This window comes from Nocardioides sp. AN3 (assembly GCF_054653495.1).
Map to the genome: position 1 here is coordinate 23786 of NZ_BAAIGC010000031.1, position 17704 is coordinate 41489.

General features: G+C 68.9%; 14 protein-coding genes. 6 read left to right on the forward strand and 8 right to left on the reverse strand.

Annotated features, from left to right (window positions below):
• Positions 1-145: 145 nt before the first annotated feature.
• From dmpG to ACYQ1K_RS23260, 3 genes are read right to left on the reverse strand one after another with little or no spacing between them, the layout of a single operon-like run.
• On the reverse strand, positions 146-1171 hold the full coding sequence (gene dmpG, locus ACYQ1K_RS23250) for a 4-hydroxy-2-oxovalerate aldolase (protein ID WP_459985725.1): 1026 nt from the start codon (positions 1169-1171) through the stop codon (positions 146-148).
• Positions 1168-2118, reverse strand: coding sequence for an acetaldehyde dehydrogenase (acetylating) (locus tag ACYQ1K_RS23255; RefSeq protein ID WP_459985726.1), 951 nt, complete (start codon positions 2116-2118; stop codon positions 1168-1170). Before ACYQ1K_RS23255 ends, dmpG begins: the two co-directional genes overlap by 4 nt.
• Positions 2115-2831, reverse strand: coding sequence for a 2-keto-4-pentenoate hydratase (locus ACYQ1K_RS23260; RefSeq protein WP_459985728.1), 717 nt, complete (start codon positions 2829-2831; stop codon positions 2115-2117). The genes ACYQ1K_RS23255 and ACYQ1K_RS23260 overlap by 4 nt, the downstream gene beginning before the upstream one ends.
• Before the next feature lie 187 nt (positions 2832-3018).
• Between ACYQ1K_RS23260 and ACYQ1K_RS23265 the strand changes: the two genes are divergently transcribed.
• Positions 3019-3801 (forward strand): IclR family transcriptional regulator, encoded by a 783-nt coding sequence (locus ACYQ1K_RS23265; protein ID WP_459985729.1) that lies wholly within the window; start codon positions 3019-3021, stop codon positions 3799-3801.
• Positions 3802-4305: 504 nt separating this feature from the next.
• Here ACYQ1K_RS23265 and ACYQ1K_RS23270 read toward each other — a convergent pair.
• On the reverse strand, positions 4306-5367 hold the full coding sequence (locus ACYQ1K_RS23270; RefSeq protein WP_459985730.1) for a DUF4192 domain-containing protein: 1062 nt from the start codon (positions 5365-5367) through the stop codon (positions 4306-4308).
• 203 nt (positions 5368-5570) lie between these two features.
• On the reverse strand, positions 5571-5882 hold the full coding sequence (locus ACYQ1K_RS23275) for a hypothetical protein (RefSeq protein WP_459985731.1): 312 nt from the start codon (positions 5880-5882) through the stop codon (positions 5571-5573).
• 337 nt (positions 5883-6219) lie between these two features.
• On the opposite strand from ACYQ1K_RS23275, the gene mobF reads away from it, so the two are divergent.
• On the forward strand, positions 6220-13173 hold the full coding sequence (gene mobF, locus ACYQ1K_RS23280; RefSeq protein WP_459985732.1) for a MobF family relaxase: 6954 nt from the start codon (positions 6220-6222) through the stop codon (positions 13171-13173).
• Between the two features lie 387 nt (positions 13174-13560).
• Here the strand turns inward: mobF and ACYQ1K_RS23285 are convergent, their stop codons facing one another.
• A complete protein-coding gene (locus tag ACYQ1K_RS23285; RefSeq protein ID WP_459985733.1) occupies positions 13561-13785 on the reverse strand; it encodes a hypothetical protein in 225 nt (74 codons plus the stop codon).
• Between the two features lie 383 nt (positions 13786-14168).
• On the opposite strand from ACYQ1K_RS23285, the gene ACYQ1K_RS23290 reads away from it, so the two are divergent.
• From ACYQ1K_RS23290 to ACYQ1K_RS23305, 4 genes are all read left to right on the forward strand, one after another.
• Positions 14169-14606, forward strand: a complete 438-nt coding sequence (locus tag ACYQ1K_RS23290; protein WP_459985734.1) for an SRPBCC family protein — start codon at positions 14169-14171, stop codon at positions 14604-14606.
• 135 nt (positions 14607-14741) lie between these two features.
• On the forward strand, positions 14742-15251 hold the full coding sequence (locus ACYQ1K_RS23295) for a putative immunity protein (protein WP_459985735.1): 510 nt from the start codon (positions 14742-14744) through the stop codon (positions 15249-15251).
• 382 nt (positions 15252-15633) lie between these two features.
• On the forward strand, positions 15634-15885 hold the full coding sequence (locus ACYQ1K_RS23300) for a helix-turn-helix transcriptional regulator (protein ID WP_459985736.1): 252 nt from the start codon (positions 15634-15636) through the stop codon (positions 15883-15885).
• A 62-nt stretch (positions 15886-15947) separates the two neighbouring features.
• Complete coding sequence (locus ACYQ1K_RS23305) at positions 15948-17123, forward strand: tyrosine-type recombinase/integrase (RefSeq protein ID WP_459985737.1); 1176 nt, start codon at positions 15948-15950, stop codon at positions 17121-17123.
• Here ACYQ1K_RS23305 and ACYQ1K_RS23310 read toward each other — a convergent pair.
• Together ACYQ1K_RS23310 and ACYQ1K_RS23315 are read right to left on the reverse strand one after the other, a co-directional pair.
• A complete protein-coding gene (locus tag ACYQ1K_RS23310; protein WP_459985738.1) occupies positions 17093-17413 on the reverse strand; it encodes a type II toxin-antitoxin system RelE/ParE family toxin in 321 nt (106 codons plus the stop codon). The genes ACYQ1K_RS23305 and ACYQ1K_RS23310 overlap by 31 nt on opposite strands.
• A complete protein-coding gene (locus tag ACYQ1K_RS23315) occupies positions 17410-17652 on the reverse strand; it encodes an addiction module protein (RefSeq protein WP_459985740.1) in 243 nt (80 codons plus the stop codon). The genes ACYQ1K_RS23310 and ACYQ1K_RS23315 overlap by 4 nt, the downstream gene beginning before the upstream one ends.
• Positions 17653-17704: the final 52 nt, after the last annotated feature.

The following is a 17704-nucleotide window of genomic DNA, read 5'->3' on the forward strand; positions in this document are numbered from 1 at the left end:
CAGCGTCAAGCGAATGGCCCTGACCCGCGCTACCGCTGGTCAGGGCCGCTTTCGCGCCTGAAACCTCATCGGGCAGTTCCGCCCGTATCCGGAACGGCCGCGCATCGCACGACCACCGGCTCATCCCTTCTTCCGGAAGACCGGGTCAAGCAGGCTGACCCTCTCGGTCAGCGAGGAGGTTGAGAGCGATGTCGATGATCATGTCCTCCTGGCCGCCGACCAGCCGCCGGCGGCCGCACTCCATGAGCAGGTCGCGAACGTCGACGTCATACCGGGTCGCGGCGTTTTCGGCGTGCCGCAGGAAGGACGAGTACACCCCTGCGTACCCGAGGGTGAGAGTCTCCCGATCGACCCGGACGGGGCGGTCCTGGAGCGGACGGACAATGTCGTCGGCGGCGTCCTGCAGCTTGAACAGGTCACAGCCGTGCTTGAAACCGACCAGGTCGGCGACAGCGATGAATGCCTCGATGGGGCAGTTCCCCGCGCCGGCGCCGTGCCCGGCCAGGGATGCGTCGACCCGGAAGATCCCGTTCTCGACTGCAACCACGCTGTTCGCGACGGAGAGGGAGAGGTTCTCGTGGGCGTGGATGCCGATCTCGGTGGCCGGGTCGAGGACGTCGCGGTAGGCGCGGGCGCGGGCCGCGACGTCATCCATGGTGAGCCGGCCGCCGGAGTCGGTGATGTAGACGCAGTGGGCGCCGTAGGACTCCATCAGCTTGGCCTGCTTGGCCAGCTCGTCGGCGGGAGCCATGTGGGAGAGCATGAGGAAGCCGGAGACGTCCATGCCGATCTCACGGGCGGTCGCGATGTGCTGGGCCGAGACGTCGGCCTCGGTGCAGTGGGTCGCGACGCGGACCGAGCGGACCCCGAGGGAGTAGGCGGTCTTGAGGTCATGGATCGTGCCGACACCGGGCAGCAGCAGGGTGGTCAGTCGGGCGTGCTTCAGGACCGAGGCGGCGGCCTCGATCCATTCCCAGTCGCTGTTGGAGCCGGGCCCGTAGTTGACCGACCCGCCGGCCAGCCCGTCACCGTGAGCTACCTCGATGGCGTCCAGGCCCGCCTCGTCAAGTGCGGTCACGATCCGCTTGACATCGCTCGGGGTGATCCGGTGCCGCACGGCGTGCATGCCGTCACGCAGGGTGACGTCCTGGACGAAGATCGGGGTGCTCACTTGGCGGCCTCCTTGGCAGCAGCGATGTGCTCGGCCATCTGCAGGGCGGCCGAGGTCATGATGTCGAGGTTGCCGGCGTACGCCGGAAGGTAGTGCGCGGCGCCCTCGACCTCGAGGAACACCGACACCTGATGCGTGGGCCGGGGCGAGTCCTCCGGGATGAGGGTCTCGACGGGCTGGTCGGCGGGGATCTCGGTGATCTGCACCTGCTGCTTGAGCCGGTAGCCGGGCACGTAGGCAGCGACGTCGCCGACCATCTTCTCGATGCTCTGCTTGATCTCGTCGTGGGTCGCCGCGTCCGGTGCGGACACGAGAGCGAAGACGGTGTCGCGCATGATCAGCGGCGGTTCGGCGGGGTTGAGGATGATGATCGCCTTGCCGCGCATCGCGCCACCGACGCCAACGATCGCGGCCGAGGTGGTCTCGGTGAACTCGTCGATGTTGGCCCGCGTGCCGGGTCCGGCCGACTTCGAGGCGATGGAGGCGACGATCTCGGCGTAGGGGACCGGGACGACGCGGCTGATCGCTGCGACGATCGGGATGGTGGCCTGGCCGCCGCAGGTCACCATGTTCACGTTCGACGCGCCGAGGTGCTCCTCCAAATTGACTGCCGGGATCACGTAGGGGCCGATCGCCGCGGGCGTGAGGTCGATGAGCCGCTTGCCGAGCGGGGCCAGTTTCGCGGCGTTAGCCTCGTGGGCCTTGGCGGAGGTGGCGTCGAAGACGATCTCGATCTCGTCGAAGCCGGGCAGCGCGATGAGTCCGTCGACGCCATCAGCTGTGGTGGCGAACCCGAACCGGGCAGCCCGGGCGAGCCCGTCGGAGGCGGGGTCGATCCCGACCATCGCTCCCATCTCCAAGTGCTGGCTGGTGCGCATCACCTTGATCATCAGGTCCGTGCCGATGTTGCCCGAGCCGATGATGGCGACTTTGGTCCTCTGGCTCATGCTGCTCCTCCGAGGGTGAAAGTGACCGCGCCGAGGCCGGACACGGTGGCTTTGACGGTGTTGCCGGGCTCGATCGGACACATGGGACCGAGGGCGCCGGACAAGATCACCTGGCCGGCACGCAGCGGGTCGCCCAGGTTCCGTGCGACGCGGGCGAGCCAAGACACAGCGTTCAAAGGATCGCCCAGACACGCCGCGCCAGAGCCGGTGGAGACCTCTTCGCCGTCGATGGACATGGTCATCTCGGCGGCGATCGGGTCGAACTCCGCCAGGGTGCGGCGATGGGGACCGAGGACGTAGGCTCCCGAGGAGGCGTTGTCGGCCACCGTGTCACCGAAGCTGACGTCCCAGCCCGCGACACGGCTGCCGCACACCTCGATCGCAGCCACCGCATAGTCGATCGCGCAGCGCACCTGCTCAACGTCGAGGTCACCTTCGACCAGATCGTGCCTCAGGACGAAGGCGATCTCCGCCTCGGCACGGGGCTGGAGCACGGCGTCCGCCGGGACGGTGTCCCCGCCGGCGTACGCCATGTCGTCGAGCAGCACACCGAAGTCAGGCTGGTCGACACCGATTTGCCGCTGCACGGCAACGGACGTCAGCCCGATCTTGCGGCCGACGACCTTCGCACCGGCTGCAACGCGGGCCTCGACGTTGAGCCGCTGGACGGCGTACGCCACCTCGACGTCGTGCCGCCCGATCAGATCACGCACGGGCGGAACGGGGGCGCCACTGGCGGCGGCGTTACGCAGACGAGCCGCCGCCTCGACGACGGCCGCTGAGTCCACCGTCGGAGGCGGGGGCGTGGGTGTAGGTGTCATAGGGAAAGCCTCGCCGCCCGTCCTGTGGGTCGCCACGGAAAGGTTCCACTCACTGGAACCTGACCGGTAGTCTGGAGAGGTGCCCGGCGACGTCTTCTCTCAGCGGACAATGGACCTCAACACCGTCCTCGGGAAGGCGGTCGCAATCCTTCGGTCCTTCACGCCGGAGGATCAGGTGCTCTCCCTCGCGGAGTTGGTCAGGCGCACCGGACTGCCGAAGGGTTCCGCGCACCGCCTCGCTGCCGACCTCGTCGGCTACCAGCTGCTCGACAAGGTCGCGGGCGGCTACCGGCTGTCCGGCGGCCTCTTCGAGCTCGGCATGCGGGCATCGGCCGAGCGCACCCTGCTCGAGCTCGCCATGCCCTTCCTCCAGGACCTCTACGAACGCACCCACGAGACTGTCCACCTTGGCGTCACTGACGGCCAAGCGGTCGTCTACGTGGCGAAGATCGGCGGTCACCGGCAGGCGCGAACCCCCTCGCGCATTGGGGGGAGGATGCCGCTGCACTGCACGGCCATCGGCAAGGTGCTGCTCGCGCATGCGGAGCCTGTGGTGCGCAATGAGGTGCTGACCTCGCCGTTGGAACGGCGCACGCCGCACACGATCGTTGCGCCCGGACTGCTCCGCCGCCAGCTCGACGCCGTGCTCGAGAAGGGCGTCGCCTACGAGCGCGAGGAGTCGACGCCTGGCCTGCTTTGCGTCGCGGCACCCGTCCTCGACCCGCACGGCGGCACCGCACTCGCCGCGATCAGCGTTACCGGGCCGGTGGGCCGTTTCCGGCCGGACTCCCACACGGCCGCGGTGCGGGCGGCGGCCCAGGCGCTCGGGAGCGTGCTCGCGAGGCGGCAGTCGCCACGCTGACGACGCCCGCAACCAATGGCCGCAGACACTCAAAGCAGGCGACGCGGAGACCAAGATGAACCGCACGCCAGCTCCAACTGCTCGATCGCAGTACGGCGGCCAAGCAGACAGGTGCAAAGCCGGAGCGTCTAGACGCAGGAGGATCACCAAAGGTCGGCGCGCCGCTCTATGAGGGCGGTGATGCCCTGGGGTCCTTTCCCCAGATCAGCGCAGCAATCTACGCTGAGCGCCGCTTTGCTTCTAGGCGTATTCGGCACAGGCGGCCGTATGGCACCGGAGCTCGCCAGCCACGGTCAGACACCCGACTGCCGCGGTGGCCGACGGATCGGCAGTCCGGTTGACGCGCGTGCGAGACCAGCGATGTCGGCAGCCGGGACCGGCATTGGGACATGCGGCGGTCTCAGATCGCCGTTGTTTGCCGGATCGGGTCGGTGTCGGCCGCGCCGACGCTCGGTGTTGTCGTCGTCGGCCGGTGATGCGCGAACGAGGCAGAGCTCGGGCTGGTCATCTGGGCGGGGTCTGCCCGGGCGGCGTTTCACTTCTGAAGGAATCAGCCGGCGGCGATCTACGTCCGGAGCGTGACCCGCTCATGACCTGAGAAGGGTCCTTTGCCAGCGTTTCATCTCGGAAGTCGTCCCATACGCGGGGTGGGAGCGCCGATTCCTGGGCCAGGGAGACGATCTGAGCGAGGGGGCTGTCGCGTTGCTCGGCGGGGATGCGGTCCAGGGCGCACCAAGCCAGTGCGCCGTTGCCGCGCATCCATCCTGCCAGTGCGGCGAGCACGGCTGGGCCGGCGACGAGTTCGTCAGGCGCGCGGCGGGTCAGGTCGTTCCAAAGGGAGCTCAGGCTCTCGGCCGTGTCCTGGCCGATCTGGTAGGACAGTGCCGCCTGGTGGCCGCCTTCCGCGGCCGCGAGCATCATGCGCGCGGCGTCAGGATCCGAGAGTGGGCGCCGGTCGTCGGCGAATCGCTCGGCCCGGGCCAATGACCACTGCCGTTCGACGGCGCGTGTGCTGGCCGCTGCGTGCTCGATGACGGTGGGCAAGACTCTGCGGACGGATTCGGGGTCGCCGTGCAGGGACTGCTTGAGGCTGACCCGGGAGGCGGCCGGCATCCGGTGGCCGTCGTGGACGACATGGGCGTCGATGATCGACTGGGTGCGGGCGCTGCGGGGGCCGGTGTTACCGGTGTCGAGCTGGACCCAGACGTCCTCGCCAGCCCACAGCCGCTCGCGTATCTTGAGTCCGGCCTCACCCAGTTCCCGGGCGACGCCGGCGCTCGCGACCTCGGCACGCTCACGCTCGTCTGAGAACGCGATGAGGAGCACCTCAGCACCCGGGTGACGGCGGTAGGCGTTCAGGATCGCTGCTTCCATCTGAAGCTGCTCCCCCGGTCGGGTCGGCAGTCCGATGCAGGCGTTCGGTGCGCCGGGCTGTGCGGATGCGAGAACGACGAGCGCCTCGTCGATCTGATAGCCGATCAGGTGCGGGATCGCGGCGATCAGCTCATCAGGGTTGCTCACCTTGAGCGTCGGCTTGGTTGTTGGATCTTCCTCTGGTCGTGGCATCGGGGCCTCCTTCGAAGGAGCGGTCGAATGTCCGCCTGACCTCCAGAAGTCAGCGAGCCCGGCGCTCGTGCCCAGCGGACATGCCGCGGCTTTCCCGGGTCTCGTCGCTGCGATGCCCGCGTCACGAATGCTGGGCAGAGCCGGGCGGGCTAGTCAGACACCGTCCGCGTTGCTGATGCCGCTGGCCTCGCCGTCACGACCAACTACTTGTGCTTCGGTAGTGCGATCTTCCGCAGCCGAGTCGCCTCGGCCAGGTCAACCGTCCCTTCGCACCATTGCGTCGCCTCCCGCAGACTCAGACCCTCGACCTGAGTCATCTGCACCAGCGCTTCCCCCGCCCGATCCTCGGCCTCGCCGACGACTTGGTCTCGCTCGGCGAGTGCCGCGATGACCGTGACCGCGAGGTCCTCGAGCCGCAGGTCCTTGGCCCGCTGCTCAACACGGCGCCGGGACTGCCCTTCCCGCGCGGCCCGCCGCGCGTCGGCGCGCAGCGCCTGCTTGCTCTTCTCGCCCATCGGTTGATTCCCCTCGGTCGCTGGAACGTCTTCTCCGGACGACACTGCCGCCCGCGCTCGTGACCGCTTCGGGACGAACGCATCCGACACCCGCATCAGCCGAGCCCCAGCGACCCAGCACACCGCGCAGCCACGCCATAACCTCGCCATGACCTCGCCATCCGAGCGCTCGCCATGCAAGCCCACGACCAGTGACCCGAGGCGAGGAACGTTCCCTCCTCCGATATGCCAACGTTGAAGCCGAACACGCCTCTTGCATTCCAGGCGCTGAGCGAGAAGTCGGGGCGCGTGACGTGGTCACGGAGCGCGCCTTCGCCGCCGTCTGGCTGCTGTGACGATGAGCATCCACAAGTTGACCGCTGGCAGTGGGTACGACTATCTCACCCGCCAGGTCGCGGCGATGGATGCCACCGACAAGGGCCACGTCGGCCTCGCTTCCTACTACACCGAGCGCGGCGAAACCCCCGGACTCTGGCTCGGGTCGGGCATGGCCGGCATCGACGGCCTCGACGCCGGTGACGTCGTGACCGCCGAGCAGATGCAGGCGTTGTTCGGCTCGGGTCATCATCCGCTCGCCACCCAGCGTCTGCGCGAGCTCGACAAGCGGATCGGCCGGCCCGGCGTACCGGCGCCGAGCGTCGGCGAGGTGCGGGCGGCGACCCGGCTCGGTGCCCCGTTCAAGATCTATACGCGCGATGTCTCGGCGTTCCGGATCGAAGTCGCCCGCCGGTTCGCCGAGAGCAACGCGACGGCTGGGCTGCCGTCCGATTGGGCGATCCCCGCTGACGAGCGGGCCCGGATCCGGACCCAGGTCGCGGTCGAGTTCTTCCGCGCCGAGCACGGCCGCGACCCCGCGGACGCGAGGGAGCTGGCCGCCACCATCGCCAAGCACTCCCGACCCAAGACCAGCGCGGTGGCCGGGTTCGACCTGACCTTCTCCCCGGTCAAGAGCGTCTCCACGCTGTGGGCGGTCGCCGACCCCCATGTCGCGGCGACCATCGAACGGGCCCATCAGGCTGCGATCAGCGACGCCTTGTCGTTCGTCGAGAAGCACGCCTTGTACACCCGCACCGGTACCAGCGGGGTGCGGCAGGTGAACGTCCGCGGCCTGGTCGCGACCGCGTTCACCCACCGCGACTCCCGTGCCGGGGACCCGCAGCTGCACACCCATGTCGCGGTCGCGAACAAGGTCCAGACCCTATCCCCTGACGGGTCCGGGAAGTGGCTGGCGATCGACGGCCGCATCTTGTTCAAGGCCACCATCGCCGCCTCGGAGACCTACAACACCGCCCTGGAGAAGTACCTCACCGCCTGGCTGGGAGTACGGTTCGAGACCTGCCCCCGCGAGGATGCCCGCAAGCGTCCGCTGCGCGAGATCGCCGGCGTCGACCCCGCCCTCAAGGCTCGGTTCTCCAAGCGTCGGACGTCGATGGAGGCCCGCCGCGCCGACCTCGCCGCCGCCTTCCAAGCCAGCCATGGGCGGCCCGCCACGCCGGTGGAGATGCTCAAGCTCGACCAGCAGGCCACCCTGGAGACCCGGGAAGCCAAACACGAACCCCGTACCCTGGCCGAGCAGCGCACTGCCTGGCGCGCCGAGGCCATCGATGTCCTCGGCAGCGAGCGAGCGGTCGGAGAGATGGTCGCGAAGGCGATCAATCCCACCGCCCCGGCCACTGCGTCTGCCGGCGCCCCCGGTGCCGAGGATGCGCTCGTGCGCGCGGACGCGGCCTGGATGCGAGAGGCCGCTGCAGCGGTCACCGCCACGATGGAGGGCGCCCGCGCGACCTGGCAGTACTGGCACGTCTACGCCGAAGCCCAACGCCGGGTCCGGCTCACCGACATCGGGCCGGACAAGGTCGATGACCTGGCCCAGCTGCTCACCCTCGAGGTCCTGGAGAACCGCTCGGTCAGTCTCGCCAGGACGCCCCTGAGCGATCCGAACAGACCCGCGCAGAGCCCGCAGGGCCGCCCGGAGGGCATCGTGGAGCCGGCGGTGCTGCGCCGGATCGACGGGTCCTCGGTCTACACCGTCGCCGGCTCCGAGCTGTTCACCTCCACGCGCGTCCTGGAGGCAGAGCAACGGCTGGTGGCCGCCGCGGGCCGCCGCAATGGGTTCACCGTGCCCACCGCAACCGTCGACCTCGCACTGCTGGAGTCGACCGCGAACGGGGTCACCCTCAACCCCGGCCAAGCCACCCTCGTCCGCGAGATGGCCACCTGCGGGGCGCGGCTGCAGCTAGCGATCGCCCCCGCCGGGTCCGGCAAGACCACCGCCATGAACGTGCTCGCCCAGGCCTGGACCCGGGCCGGCGGCACCGTCATCGGCCTGGCCCCCTCGGCCGCGGCAGCAGCCGAGCTGCACAAGCAGATCACCCCGAACACCAGCACGCACACCCACTCCGCGCATGGCGACCCGGACAGCAACAGAGCGGCGCGCGGGCACACCGACACGCTCGCGAAGCTGGTGTGGGCGATCGGCCCGCAGGAGCAGCGGGCCCCAAGTTCGGTGTCTTCAATGCCGGCGTGGGTCGAGCAGATCGGGCCCGACACGCTGGTGGTCATCGACGAAGCCGGGATGGCCGACACCGTCTCCCTCGACACCGCCGTCTCCTACATCCTCGCCCGCGGCGGCAACGTCCGGCTCATCGGTGATGACCAGCAGTTGGCCGCGATCGGCGCCGGTGGAGTCCTGCGCGACATCCGCGCCACTCACGGCGCGCTCCAGCTGAGCGAGCTGATGCGGTTCACCGACGCCGCCGAAGGCGCGGCCTCCCTGGCGCTGCGCGAGGGCCGCACGGAGGCGCTCGGGTTCTACCTCGACAACCAGCGGGTGCAGGTCGGCGACCTGGCCACGATGACCGACGCAGTCTTCACCTCCTGGCGTATCGACCGCGAGGCCGGCCTTGACGCTCTCATGCTCGCCCCGACCCGCGACCTGGTCGCCGACCTCAACCACCGCGCCCGCAGTCACCGCCTCCGCGAAGTCCAAGCCGACCAGGTCGGGCGGGTACGGCGCCTCGCAGACGGCAACGAGGCCTCGATTGGGGACCTGATCCTGACCCGCAGCAACGACCGCCGGCTACGGATCTCGGCCACCGACTGGGTCAAGAACGGCGACCGGTGGCAGATCACCGCAGTCCACGACGGCGGTGACCTCACCGTCCAACACACCAAGAATGGCCGGCGGATCCGGCTCCCCGCCGCCTACGTCGCCGAGTCCACCGAGCTTGGCTACGCCTGCACCGTGCACACCGCCCAAGGTGTCACCGCCGACACCACCCACGCGCTGGCCACCGGCGAGGAAGCACGCCAGCAGCTGTACACGATGCTGACCCGCGGCCGTCAAGCCAACCGCGTCTATCTCGGCGTCGTCGGCGACGGGGACCCGCACAGCGTCATCCGCCCCGACCTCGTCCACCCCCGCACCCCGACGGAGGTGCTGGAGTCGATCTTGTCTCGCGACACCTCACCCAAGTCCGCGACCACCTTGGCCCGGGAGGAAGCCGACGTCGCGACCTTGCTGGGCCAGGCCACCCAGCGCTACACCGACGCCCTCCATGTCGCCGCGGAGCAGGTCCTCGAACAGACCCGCCCGGGCGTTGTTGCGCGGCTGGAGGAGGCTGCCGAGCAGCTCCTTCCCGGCGTGACCGACGAGCCGGCCTGGCATGGCCTCCGGGCGCACTTGATCCTGCTCGGCGCCGCCGGCGGCGACCCGAGCGCCCTGTTCGCAGCCGCCGCACACGAGCGGGAGCTGGCCACCGCCGACGACCGGGCCGCCGTGCTGGACTGGCGACTGGACTCCTCCGGGCTACGCAGCAACGGACCCGGGCCACTGCCCTGGCTGCACGCCGCCCCGGCCGCGATCACCGCCCACTCCGACTGGGGTCCCTACCTCACCGCCCGTGCTGACCTGATCACCGGCCTCGCCGGACAAGTTCACGACCGCGCGACCCAAGCGGCCGGGAACGGCAGCCACACGCCGGTGTGGGCGGCCAACGGCACTCGCATCAATGCCTCCACCGTCGGCGACATCGAAGTCTGGCGGGCCGCCATGCAGGTCGACCCCGACGACCGGCGACCCACCGGACCCGCCCAGCCGCAGAAGGCAGCCGGCACCTGGCAACGCCGACTCAACCGCCACCTCACCGGCAACCGCACGCCCGCGCTCCAGGAATGGCGTCACCTGCTCGCCAGCCTCTGCACGAGCCCTACCGATGGCGCTCGCGAGGGCGACCGCGAGGGCGACCGCGAGGGTGTCGCCCCGGGCGTGGCTGGGGACGACTTCACGCCGCTGTTGGCCGAACGGCTGGCCGCCATGACGCGTGCCGGGATCGACGCCCGCCGTCTCCTCGAGACCGCGCGGGCGGCCGGACCACTGCCCGACGTCCACGCCGCCGCGGCGCTGTGGTGGCGCATCTCCCGGCACGTCTCCCCCGCCGTCGCCGCCCGACTCGACGACCACGACACCGTCACCATCACCGCCTGGACCGGGCAGTTGGTCGACCTGATCGGTGCCGAACGCGCCGGCCGGCTCCAAGCCAGCAGCTGGTGGCCCGCCCTCGCCTCGGTGGTCGACCACGGCCTGCAACGCGGCTGGCCCCTGACCACCATCCTGGGCCGCAGCATCCAGACCAGCTCGCTGCCTGACGACGTCGATGACTGCCAGGCCCTGATCTGGCATGCCTCGATCGCACTCCACGATCTCCCCACACACGACCCCGAAACCTCCGCCTACGGCGAGGCAAACAGCGCAGACGACATCGCCCCACCCGCGGACCTCTACGACGGCTACGAGCCGGTCTTCGATCCCGACATCGACGCCGCATCCACGCCCGAGGAGGGCTGGGTTCCCGTCGAAGGTCAGGTAACCGGTCCTGCTGCCAAGCCCGACGCCGACGTTCGCGCGAACAACGTCGACGACGACCTCGAGAACGAGTCGGATGAGGAGATCGAGAACGAGTTCGAGGTTGATCGGGCGTTGATGTTCGCCAAGTTGGTCCGTGACTACCGGGTCATCAGTGAGGAGCAGCTGTGCACCGATGCCGACCTGAGGCGTCAGTTCGCACGCGCTGATGCCTGGCGCGACTGTTCGCTCACCCGGCAGCGGATGCTGGAGATTAATCGCCTCACCCTGGGCTACTTTGAGCAGCAGTTCACGCCCGATTCCTGGGGACGCCACTACCTGGCCGACCGGTTCGGCATCGACCTCGCCGAGCACAGCATTGGCAGGCACTTCCATCCCGGGCAGGCCCCGGCCGGCTGGACGAACCTGGTCAACCATCTGCGCCGCCAGGGCGTCACCGACGCCGAGATGATCATCACGGGGGTCGCCAGCATGACCGCCAACGGGCGGCTCATCGACCGGTTCCGTGACCGCGTCGTCTTTCCCATCACAGCTCCCGGCAGCGCGGGCCACGGTGAAGGCCAGGGTGCAGGTCAGGGTGGTGAGCTGGAGATTCTCGGCTTCGGGGGGCGCCGCCACCCGAGCCTGTCCGACCGCGACAAGAACGCTGGCCCGAAGTACCTCACCCCCGACACTCCACTGTTCCACAAGGGCGACCAGCTCTTCGGCACCATCGACGACCTCCTCGAGCACGGTGCGATCCCGGTCGTGGTCGAGGGCCCGATGGACGCCCTCGCCGTCACCCTCGCCACCGCCGGCCCGACCAGCGGTTCTCACCTCGGGCGCTACGTCGGCCTCGCACCGCTAGGCACCGCGCTCACCGAGGAGCAGGCGATCGCGCTCGCGAGACTGTTCCAAGCCACCGGCCGCGACCCGATCGTGGCCACCGACGCCGACCTCCCCGGACACCTCGCCGCCGAGCGGGACTTCTGGATCCTCACCGGCGTCGTCACGATCCCCGCCAAGCTCGAAGGCGCCCGAGCCCTGCTCGCCCGAGGCGTCCCAAACCAGCAGCCCGCCGATGCGGTCGGCGTCAGCGTGACCACAGTGCGCAAGTACCTGCGCGGCGACGTGGTCGTCCAGCGCCTTGAGGTCATCGGACAAAGCCTCTCCAGCGACCTCGACGGAACCCGCTGGCCCGGGCCCGGCCCGCTCGATCACCGACTGCAGGAACTCGCTTCCACCCTCGACCGCGCCACCGACCTGGTCGCCCGGCTCGCGACACGGCTGACCCCAGAAGCCTCCGACGTCGGACTCGACCTCGAAGCAGCGCGCGTCCGGACGCTACACACCGCCTACCTCGCCACCCACGGCGTCCGCCTCGCCCTCCGCGACGACGGACGTGCACGCGTCATCACGCCCGGTCAACGAGCACCCAAACCCGCTGGCGGCCGCGGTCGATACGACGTCGGACCCGCCGTACGCTGGCTCGAACGACTGGCGGTGGCCGAGCACATTCTCGCTGGCGGTCTCGACGACAACAGGTACGCCACCGCACTCACCCACGAGCATCACCCACCCGCGATCGGCCTGCCCCGGCTGCACGAGGCCCTGGGCCGTTGGGACATCCAAGTCCACCGGACCATGGTCGAGCAGCCCCGAGCAGTTGACATGGTCCTCATCGCCCGAACCCAAGGCATGCTCGCCGGCGCCAGCGTCGCCCTCCTCCAAGCAGCCGCCACGAGCGGAGCACTCGACCCCGCCTACGACCCCGCCCGAGCAGGCGCCGCGATCACCCGGAGCGGAGAAGCCTGGACCGACCTGGCCCGCCGCTGGTTTGACCTGACCGACTTCTCGGTGCGCCTGACCCCCGAACTCGCCGAAGCCGCTGCCGAACTGCGTGCGGCATGCCACGAGCTCACCCACACCGCCGACCAACTCGCCCCCATTGCCACCATCGCCACCCGAGTTGACCTCGGCGCGGCGATGAGCCCGTTCGCCGCGGCCATACACGCCTCCGTCGACGTCGCCGAAGCAGCCAAGGTTCCGCTGATCGACGGCACGGTCCTGACCGGTTCCGCCCGAAAACTGGCGGCCCGCCTGCGCGAGGACATCGAGCAGCTCTCAGCTCGCGGGCCCGGCCTCGGTCACGTCCTCGGTTCCGACGATCACGACATCAGCACATGGATCTCCATCAGCGACATCGTCCACAGTCGCACCATCTCCCTCCCCGAGCCCATGCTCGACACCCTGCGGGCGTCTACGGCGCTGACGGCCCTGGCGGCCAGCGGCGCAGCGGCGGCCGTCGCGCACATCGAGCAATGGATCCCGTCGCCGCGGCAGCCCGGTCTCGAGGAGACACGGCCGACGATGGGCGCACATCGACCCACGCCCCCGATCCCGCCGCAGTCCGCGACAGTCTCCTTCACCAGAGCGGCGCTGCCATGAGAGGTGCGACCCCGTCCGACTCAATCAGCTCGACCGACCCCGTCACCAAGTCGCTGGCGAACACTCCTGGCGTTGCCGTAGGCGTCCGCCGCAACTGAGTCGCGCGACACGTCGGCGCGAGCGGCTCAGGAGCACTCCAAGCAATGCAGGGCCGGTGATGCCCAGGCGGACCACGACGCTAGTCCCGCAACGCCCGCAGAAGACGCACTTGAATCGTGCGACGTGGCTAGCGCCGTCGGGGCCCGACTCGCAAAGAGTCTCGGTAAACCGGCGCGCCGAGAGCAGCACCCAAGCCGACGGCGACGCGCGCTGCACTCCGCCGGGTTGGCGCGGTTCATCCGCGTCGCTCCGCCGCCGCTGACTGCGTCGCTGATGCACAGGGCCGGGTTAGAGGATTGCGCCGCGTGGCGCGAGTTCGATCGAGGCAACGCCTCGCGCGAACAGCACGAGCAGCCGACCACCGTGCTGGCAACGAAGGACGCCGGGGTCTGATGCCAGCGTCGAGATGACGTGTTCGAGGACCTGGTCCTCTTCGGTCACATCTGGATCTTCATACTTGACGTCGGTGTGATCGCCGCTTGTGAACCGGACACGAATGACTACTTCTGCCATGAAGGCACGCTAGCCGCCGAGGTGCTCACTGCGATGCAACCACCGTGCCTCGGCGACACCCATCTCAGAGTGAGGATTCGCTGCAGTCGGTGACCTGATCACTCATATCGGCAGTGCTGCCGGGGTTGTCCTAAGCTAAGAGATAGGATCTGCGGGAGTTGCGAGCTCGGATGCGGAAGTGACCGGCGACCAGGCGCGCATTGGTGTCGCATCCCACCGTGGGAGCCTGGGCGCTGCGTCTTCCTGCCAGCAGTCGGCGCGATCTAACCCCGATCTAACCCCGCGTCCCTACGCCGCGTGCGGGCGCGAGGATCACGGGCAGGCGTTCAGCAGGACACCCCGCCTCCCTGCACCGCGACTGTGCCGCAGCGCATACTCGGGACGTGGACGTCGATGTCGTGGTCGAGGCGCTGATCCCCTTTCCTCGGGAGGATGTCGCTTCCTATGCGGGCAACCCGACAAACGCTCCCGAGTGGTACGCCAACATCCAGACCGTGCGCTGGCGGACCGCACCACCACTCGCCATCGGGTCGCAGATGGACTTCGAGGCCGCGTTCCTCGGGCGTCGGCTGTCCTACACCTACGAGGTCGTGGATCTGGTGCCGGGACAGCGACTGGTGATGCGCACGGCAGACGGGCCGTTCCCGATGGAGACGACCTACACCTGGGAGGAAGTCGCTGGTGGGACCGTCATGAAGCTGCGAAACCACGGCGCGCCGAAAGGATTCTCCACGGTGGCCGCGCCCATGATGGCCAGAGCCATGAAACGGGCCATGCGCAAAGACCTCAGCCGCCTCTCGCAGCAACTCGCCAATCGCTAAACGTCCACCTCCGGTCGGCTGAGTCCGTCAGAGACTCGGTCGCCCCCACTCGAGCGCGGCACACCGCCGATTCGGCCCGATGGGCGAGGGGCCTGCCGGAGCTCTGCGACGCGGATCGACTGGCAGGCTGGTCACATGATCCTGCCGAAGGTCCGTGACCCGCGCCTGGTCACCATCCGCCGGGGTGGGTCGCTCACTGATGCGGATCATCGGCGCCTTGCCCTTTGGGCTGCCATGTGCGCAGAACACGTACTGCACTTCTTTGAGGACGAGAACGCATCGGAGGCTCGGCCACGCGACGCCATCGAGGCGGCACGGAGATGGGCCCGCGGCGATATGAAGATGACGGCTGCTCGGGCTTGCGGTGGACACGCGATGGGTGCGGCTCGTGCGTTGCGCGGGGCCGCCCGCTATGCCGCGTTCTCCGCCGGTCAGGCCGCCTGCGTCGGCCACGTGGCCGAGCACGACCTCGGCGCCGCAGCCTACGCCATCAAAGCCGTGCGCGCAGCGAGCCCAGGCGACCCCGCCGCGGGTCGAGCCGAGCGTGACTGGCAACGCGGGCTCCTTGACGAGCCGATTCGGGAACTCGTCCTCGAGGACCAAGCCCGACGCAACGCGATCTGCTGGTCCGTCTTCGCGGACTGACAGGCGCACTCATCTCCCACAACCGGCGCGTCCACGACCCGCGTCACTCCGCCGCTTGAGGACACCGCGCCGCCCCTCTCGCCGGCCGAGGGCCGCGATCGGAGACGATCCACCCTCAGCCGGCACCCGCCTCCTTCACAACTGCAACATCGCGATGAGAGGCAAACGGCGCCCACACATCCGCGCATCCTTCGCGTGGGCACCAGACCGTGGCCGCCTTCCTTCGGGAAGCAGACGACGATCTCGCACCCCCGATCGGAATCAGCAGTGCACCGCATGCCCGCACCAATAGGAGCAAGAAGGCGAACCTGGCTACCAGATCTCTCCTCCGACAGGCGGCACGGCTAGCCACCATCAGCACCCACTCACAGGAGCCACGCTCATGACCGTCCAGCCCATCAGATCCAACGCCGACCACAATCCCCACCCGGGGCCTGATCGCACCACGGAGGACGAGATGCTCACCCTGCAGGAGGCCTGCGCGTTCCTCCGCGTCCCCGAAGGCACCTTGCGCTACTGGCGCCACCTTGATTGTGGCCCGCGCAGTTTCAAGATCGGACGCCACGTCCGTTACTGGAGGGCCGATCTCATCCTCTGGCTCACCGAGCAGACCAACCGTCCACAGCACGGCTGATTCGCTCGAGCATTGACCCAACACGAGCGCATGATGAAGACCTCTCGGAAGGGATGACAGTCATGGGCACAGTGTGGAAGGAACGACAATCATGGCGGGCCTCGTACCGCGATGAAGCAGGCGCCCGGCACACGAAGTCGTTCAAGAGGCAGGTCGATGCCAAGCGGTGGGTCGCCCTTGAGGAGTCGAAAGTCGTCCGGGGAGACTGGATCGATCCTTCGGCCGGCAAGATCACGTTCGCCGCCTTCTACGCCGACTGGTCGCCACGCCAGCTATGGCTGTCGTCTACGCGCGAGAACGCCGACCTGGCCACCTCTCGGGCAACGTTCCGCGACCTGCCGCTCCGTGCGATTCGGCGCTCGCACGTCGAAGCGTGGGTCAAGCACATGGCGGTCAACCTCGCAGCGACGACGATCGACACCCGCTTCACGATCGTGCGAGGCGTGTTCCGTGCGGCGGTCGCCGACCGGCTCATCCCCACCGATCCGACGATGGGCGTCGTGCTGCCGCGCAAGCGAAGGTTCGAGGCGGCGATGCGGATCCCCACCACGGCCGACATGGCGAACCTCCTGAACGCCGCCGAGCCCGCAAACCGGCCGACGTCACGACCCGGTTTCACGGCGTTCGTCGCCTTGTGTGCCTTCGCCGGGCTGCGCCGAGGTGAGGCGCTCGGTGTGCAGGTCGGCGACATCGACTTCCTGGCCCGAACGTTGCGCGTCACCCGACAGCTGCAGCGTGCCAAGCACGCCGACGTCGAGGCCGGCAAGAATCTCGTCACGGCTGCCGGCGGTATCACGGTGGTCGTTCGGCCGCCGAAGTACGAGTCCGAGCGAACCGTCTACCTACCCGACGAGCTCGTCGCGATCCTCTCCGAGCACGTCCGCCAGCACACTCCAACGGGTGGGCCAGACCGGTGGCTCTTCGACGAACGCGGCAAGCCGTGGCACGACAACCTCGTTGACTACCGGTGGCGTTCGACTCGGACAGACGCCGGGGTCGCGCACAAGCTTCACGACATGCGGCACTACTTTGCCAGCGGACTGATCGCGGCCGGATGCGACGTGGTCACCGTCCAACGTGCCATGGGCCACGCCTCTGCCACCACGACTCTGAGCACCTACGCCCACCTGTGGCCGACGGCCGAAGACAAGACTCGGGCAGCAGCTTCCGAGATGGCCGCCGCAGTGTTGGCCACGGGACTGACACCTCAGGGCGATGCCACGCGGTCACGCCAGTAGCCGGGCCGACGCTTCACGTGAGCCACCGCCACGATCACCAGGCGACCATCGCGGAGAAAGTAGACGACCCGGTACGGGAAGTCGCTGACACCCTTGGAGCGCACGACCGGCTCGCGCTCCCAACCTGGCCAGACCGCCCACGACGCCGGCGAGTCGACCGCTGCATCGATCCCCGCCCGCACGGCAACCTCGAACTTCTCACCCAGGCCGACCCCTTGCTCGTCGTACCAGTCGACAGCCGCAACAAACTCGGCACGGGCTTCCGGATGGAAGTCGAAGGCGAGGGTCATGCGCGGCGTTCGGCTCGCCGCTCCGCCAACTCCGCGAACACCTGATCCCCTGGGATCGTCTCGACCTTGCCGCTGAGGATGTCGTCCACCCGAGTCGAGATCTCGTCGGCCCACGCCGGATCGTCTGTCTCAGGATCGACGACCTCGAGTGACTCCAGAAGCCGGAGGGCGACGTCCTTGCGCACCGACGGAGGCAGGGCGAGCCCCGCCTCGTAGAACTCCGATGCGCTCAGCGACATGCCAGCAGTCTACGTGCAGCCGACAGCCTTGCCGAGGAAGTAGCGACAGCCC

Excerpts from the sequence above, each read along its gene's own strand:
- ACYQ1K_RS23255 (WP_459985726.1), bottom strand. The coding sequence starts at position 2,118 with ATGAGCCAGAGGACCAAAGTCGCCATCATCGGCTCGGGCAACATCGGC.
- ACYQ1K_RS23270 (WP_459985730.1), bottom strand. The coding sequence starts at position 5,367 with ATGCCACGACCAGAGGAAGATCCAACAACCAAGCCGACGCTCAAGGTG.
- ACYQ1K_RS23275 (WP_459985731.1), bottom strand. The coding sequence starts at position 5,882 with ATGGGCGAGAAGAGCAAGCAGGCGCTGCGCGCCGACGCGCGGCGGGCC.
- mobF (WP_459985732.1), top strand. The coding sequence starts at position 6,220 with ATGAGCATCCACAAGTTGACCGCTGGCAGTGGGTACGACTATCTCACC.
- ACYQ1K_RS23285 (WP_459985733.1), bottom strand. The coding sequence starts at position 13,785 with ATGGCAGAAGTAGTCATTCGTGTCCGGTTCACAAGCGGCGATCACACC.
- ACYQ1K_RS23295 (WP_459985735.1), top strand. The coding sequence starts at position 14,742 with ATGATCCTGCCGAAGGTCCGTGACCCGCGCCTGGTCACCATCCGCCGG.
- ACYQ1K_RS23300 (WP_459985736.1), top strand. The coding sequence starts at position 15,634 with ATGACCGTCCAGCCCATCAGATCCAACGCCGACCACAATCCCCACCCG.
- ACYQ1K_RS23305 (WP_459985737.1), top strand. The coding sequence starts at position 15,948 with ATGGGCACAGTGTGGAAGGAACGACAATCATGGCGGGCCTCGTACCGC.
- ACYQ1K_RS23310 (WP_459985738.1), bottom strand. The coding sequence starts at position 17,413 with ATGACCCTCGCCTTCGACTTCCATCCGGAAGCCCGTGCCGAGTTTGTT.
- ACYQ1K_RS23315 (WP_459985740.1), bottom strand. The coding sequence starts at position 17,652 with ATGTCGCTGAGCGCATCGGAGTTCTACGAGGCGGGGCTCGCCCTGCCT.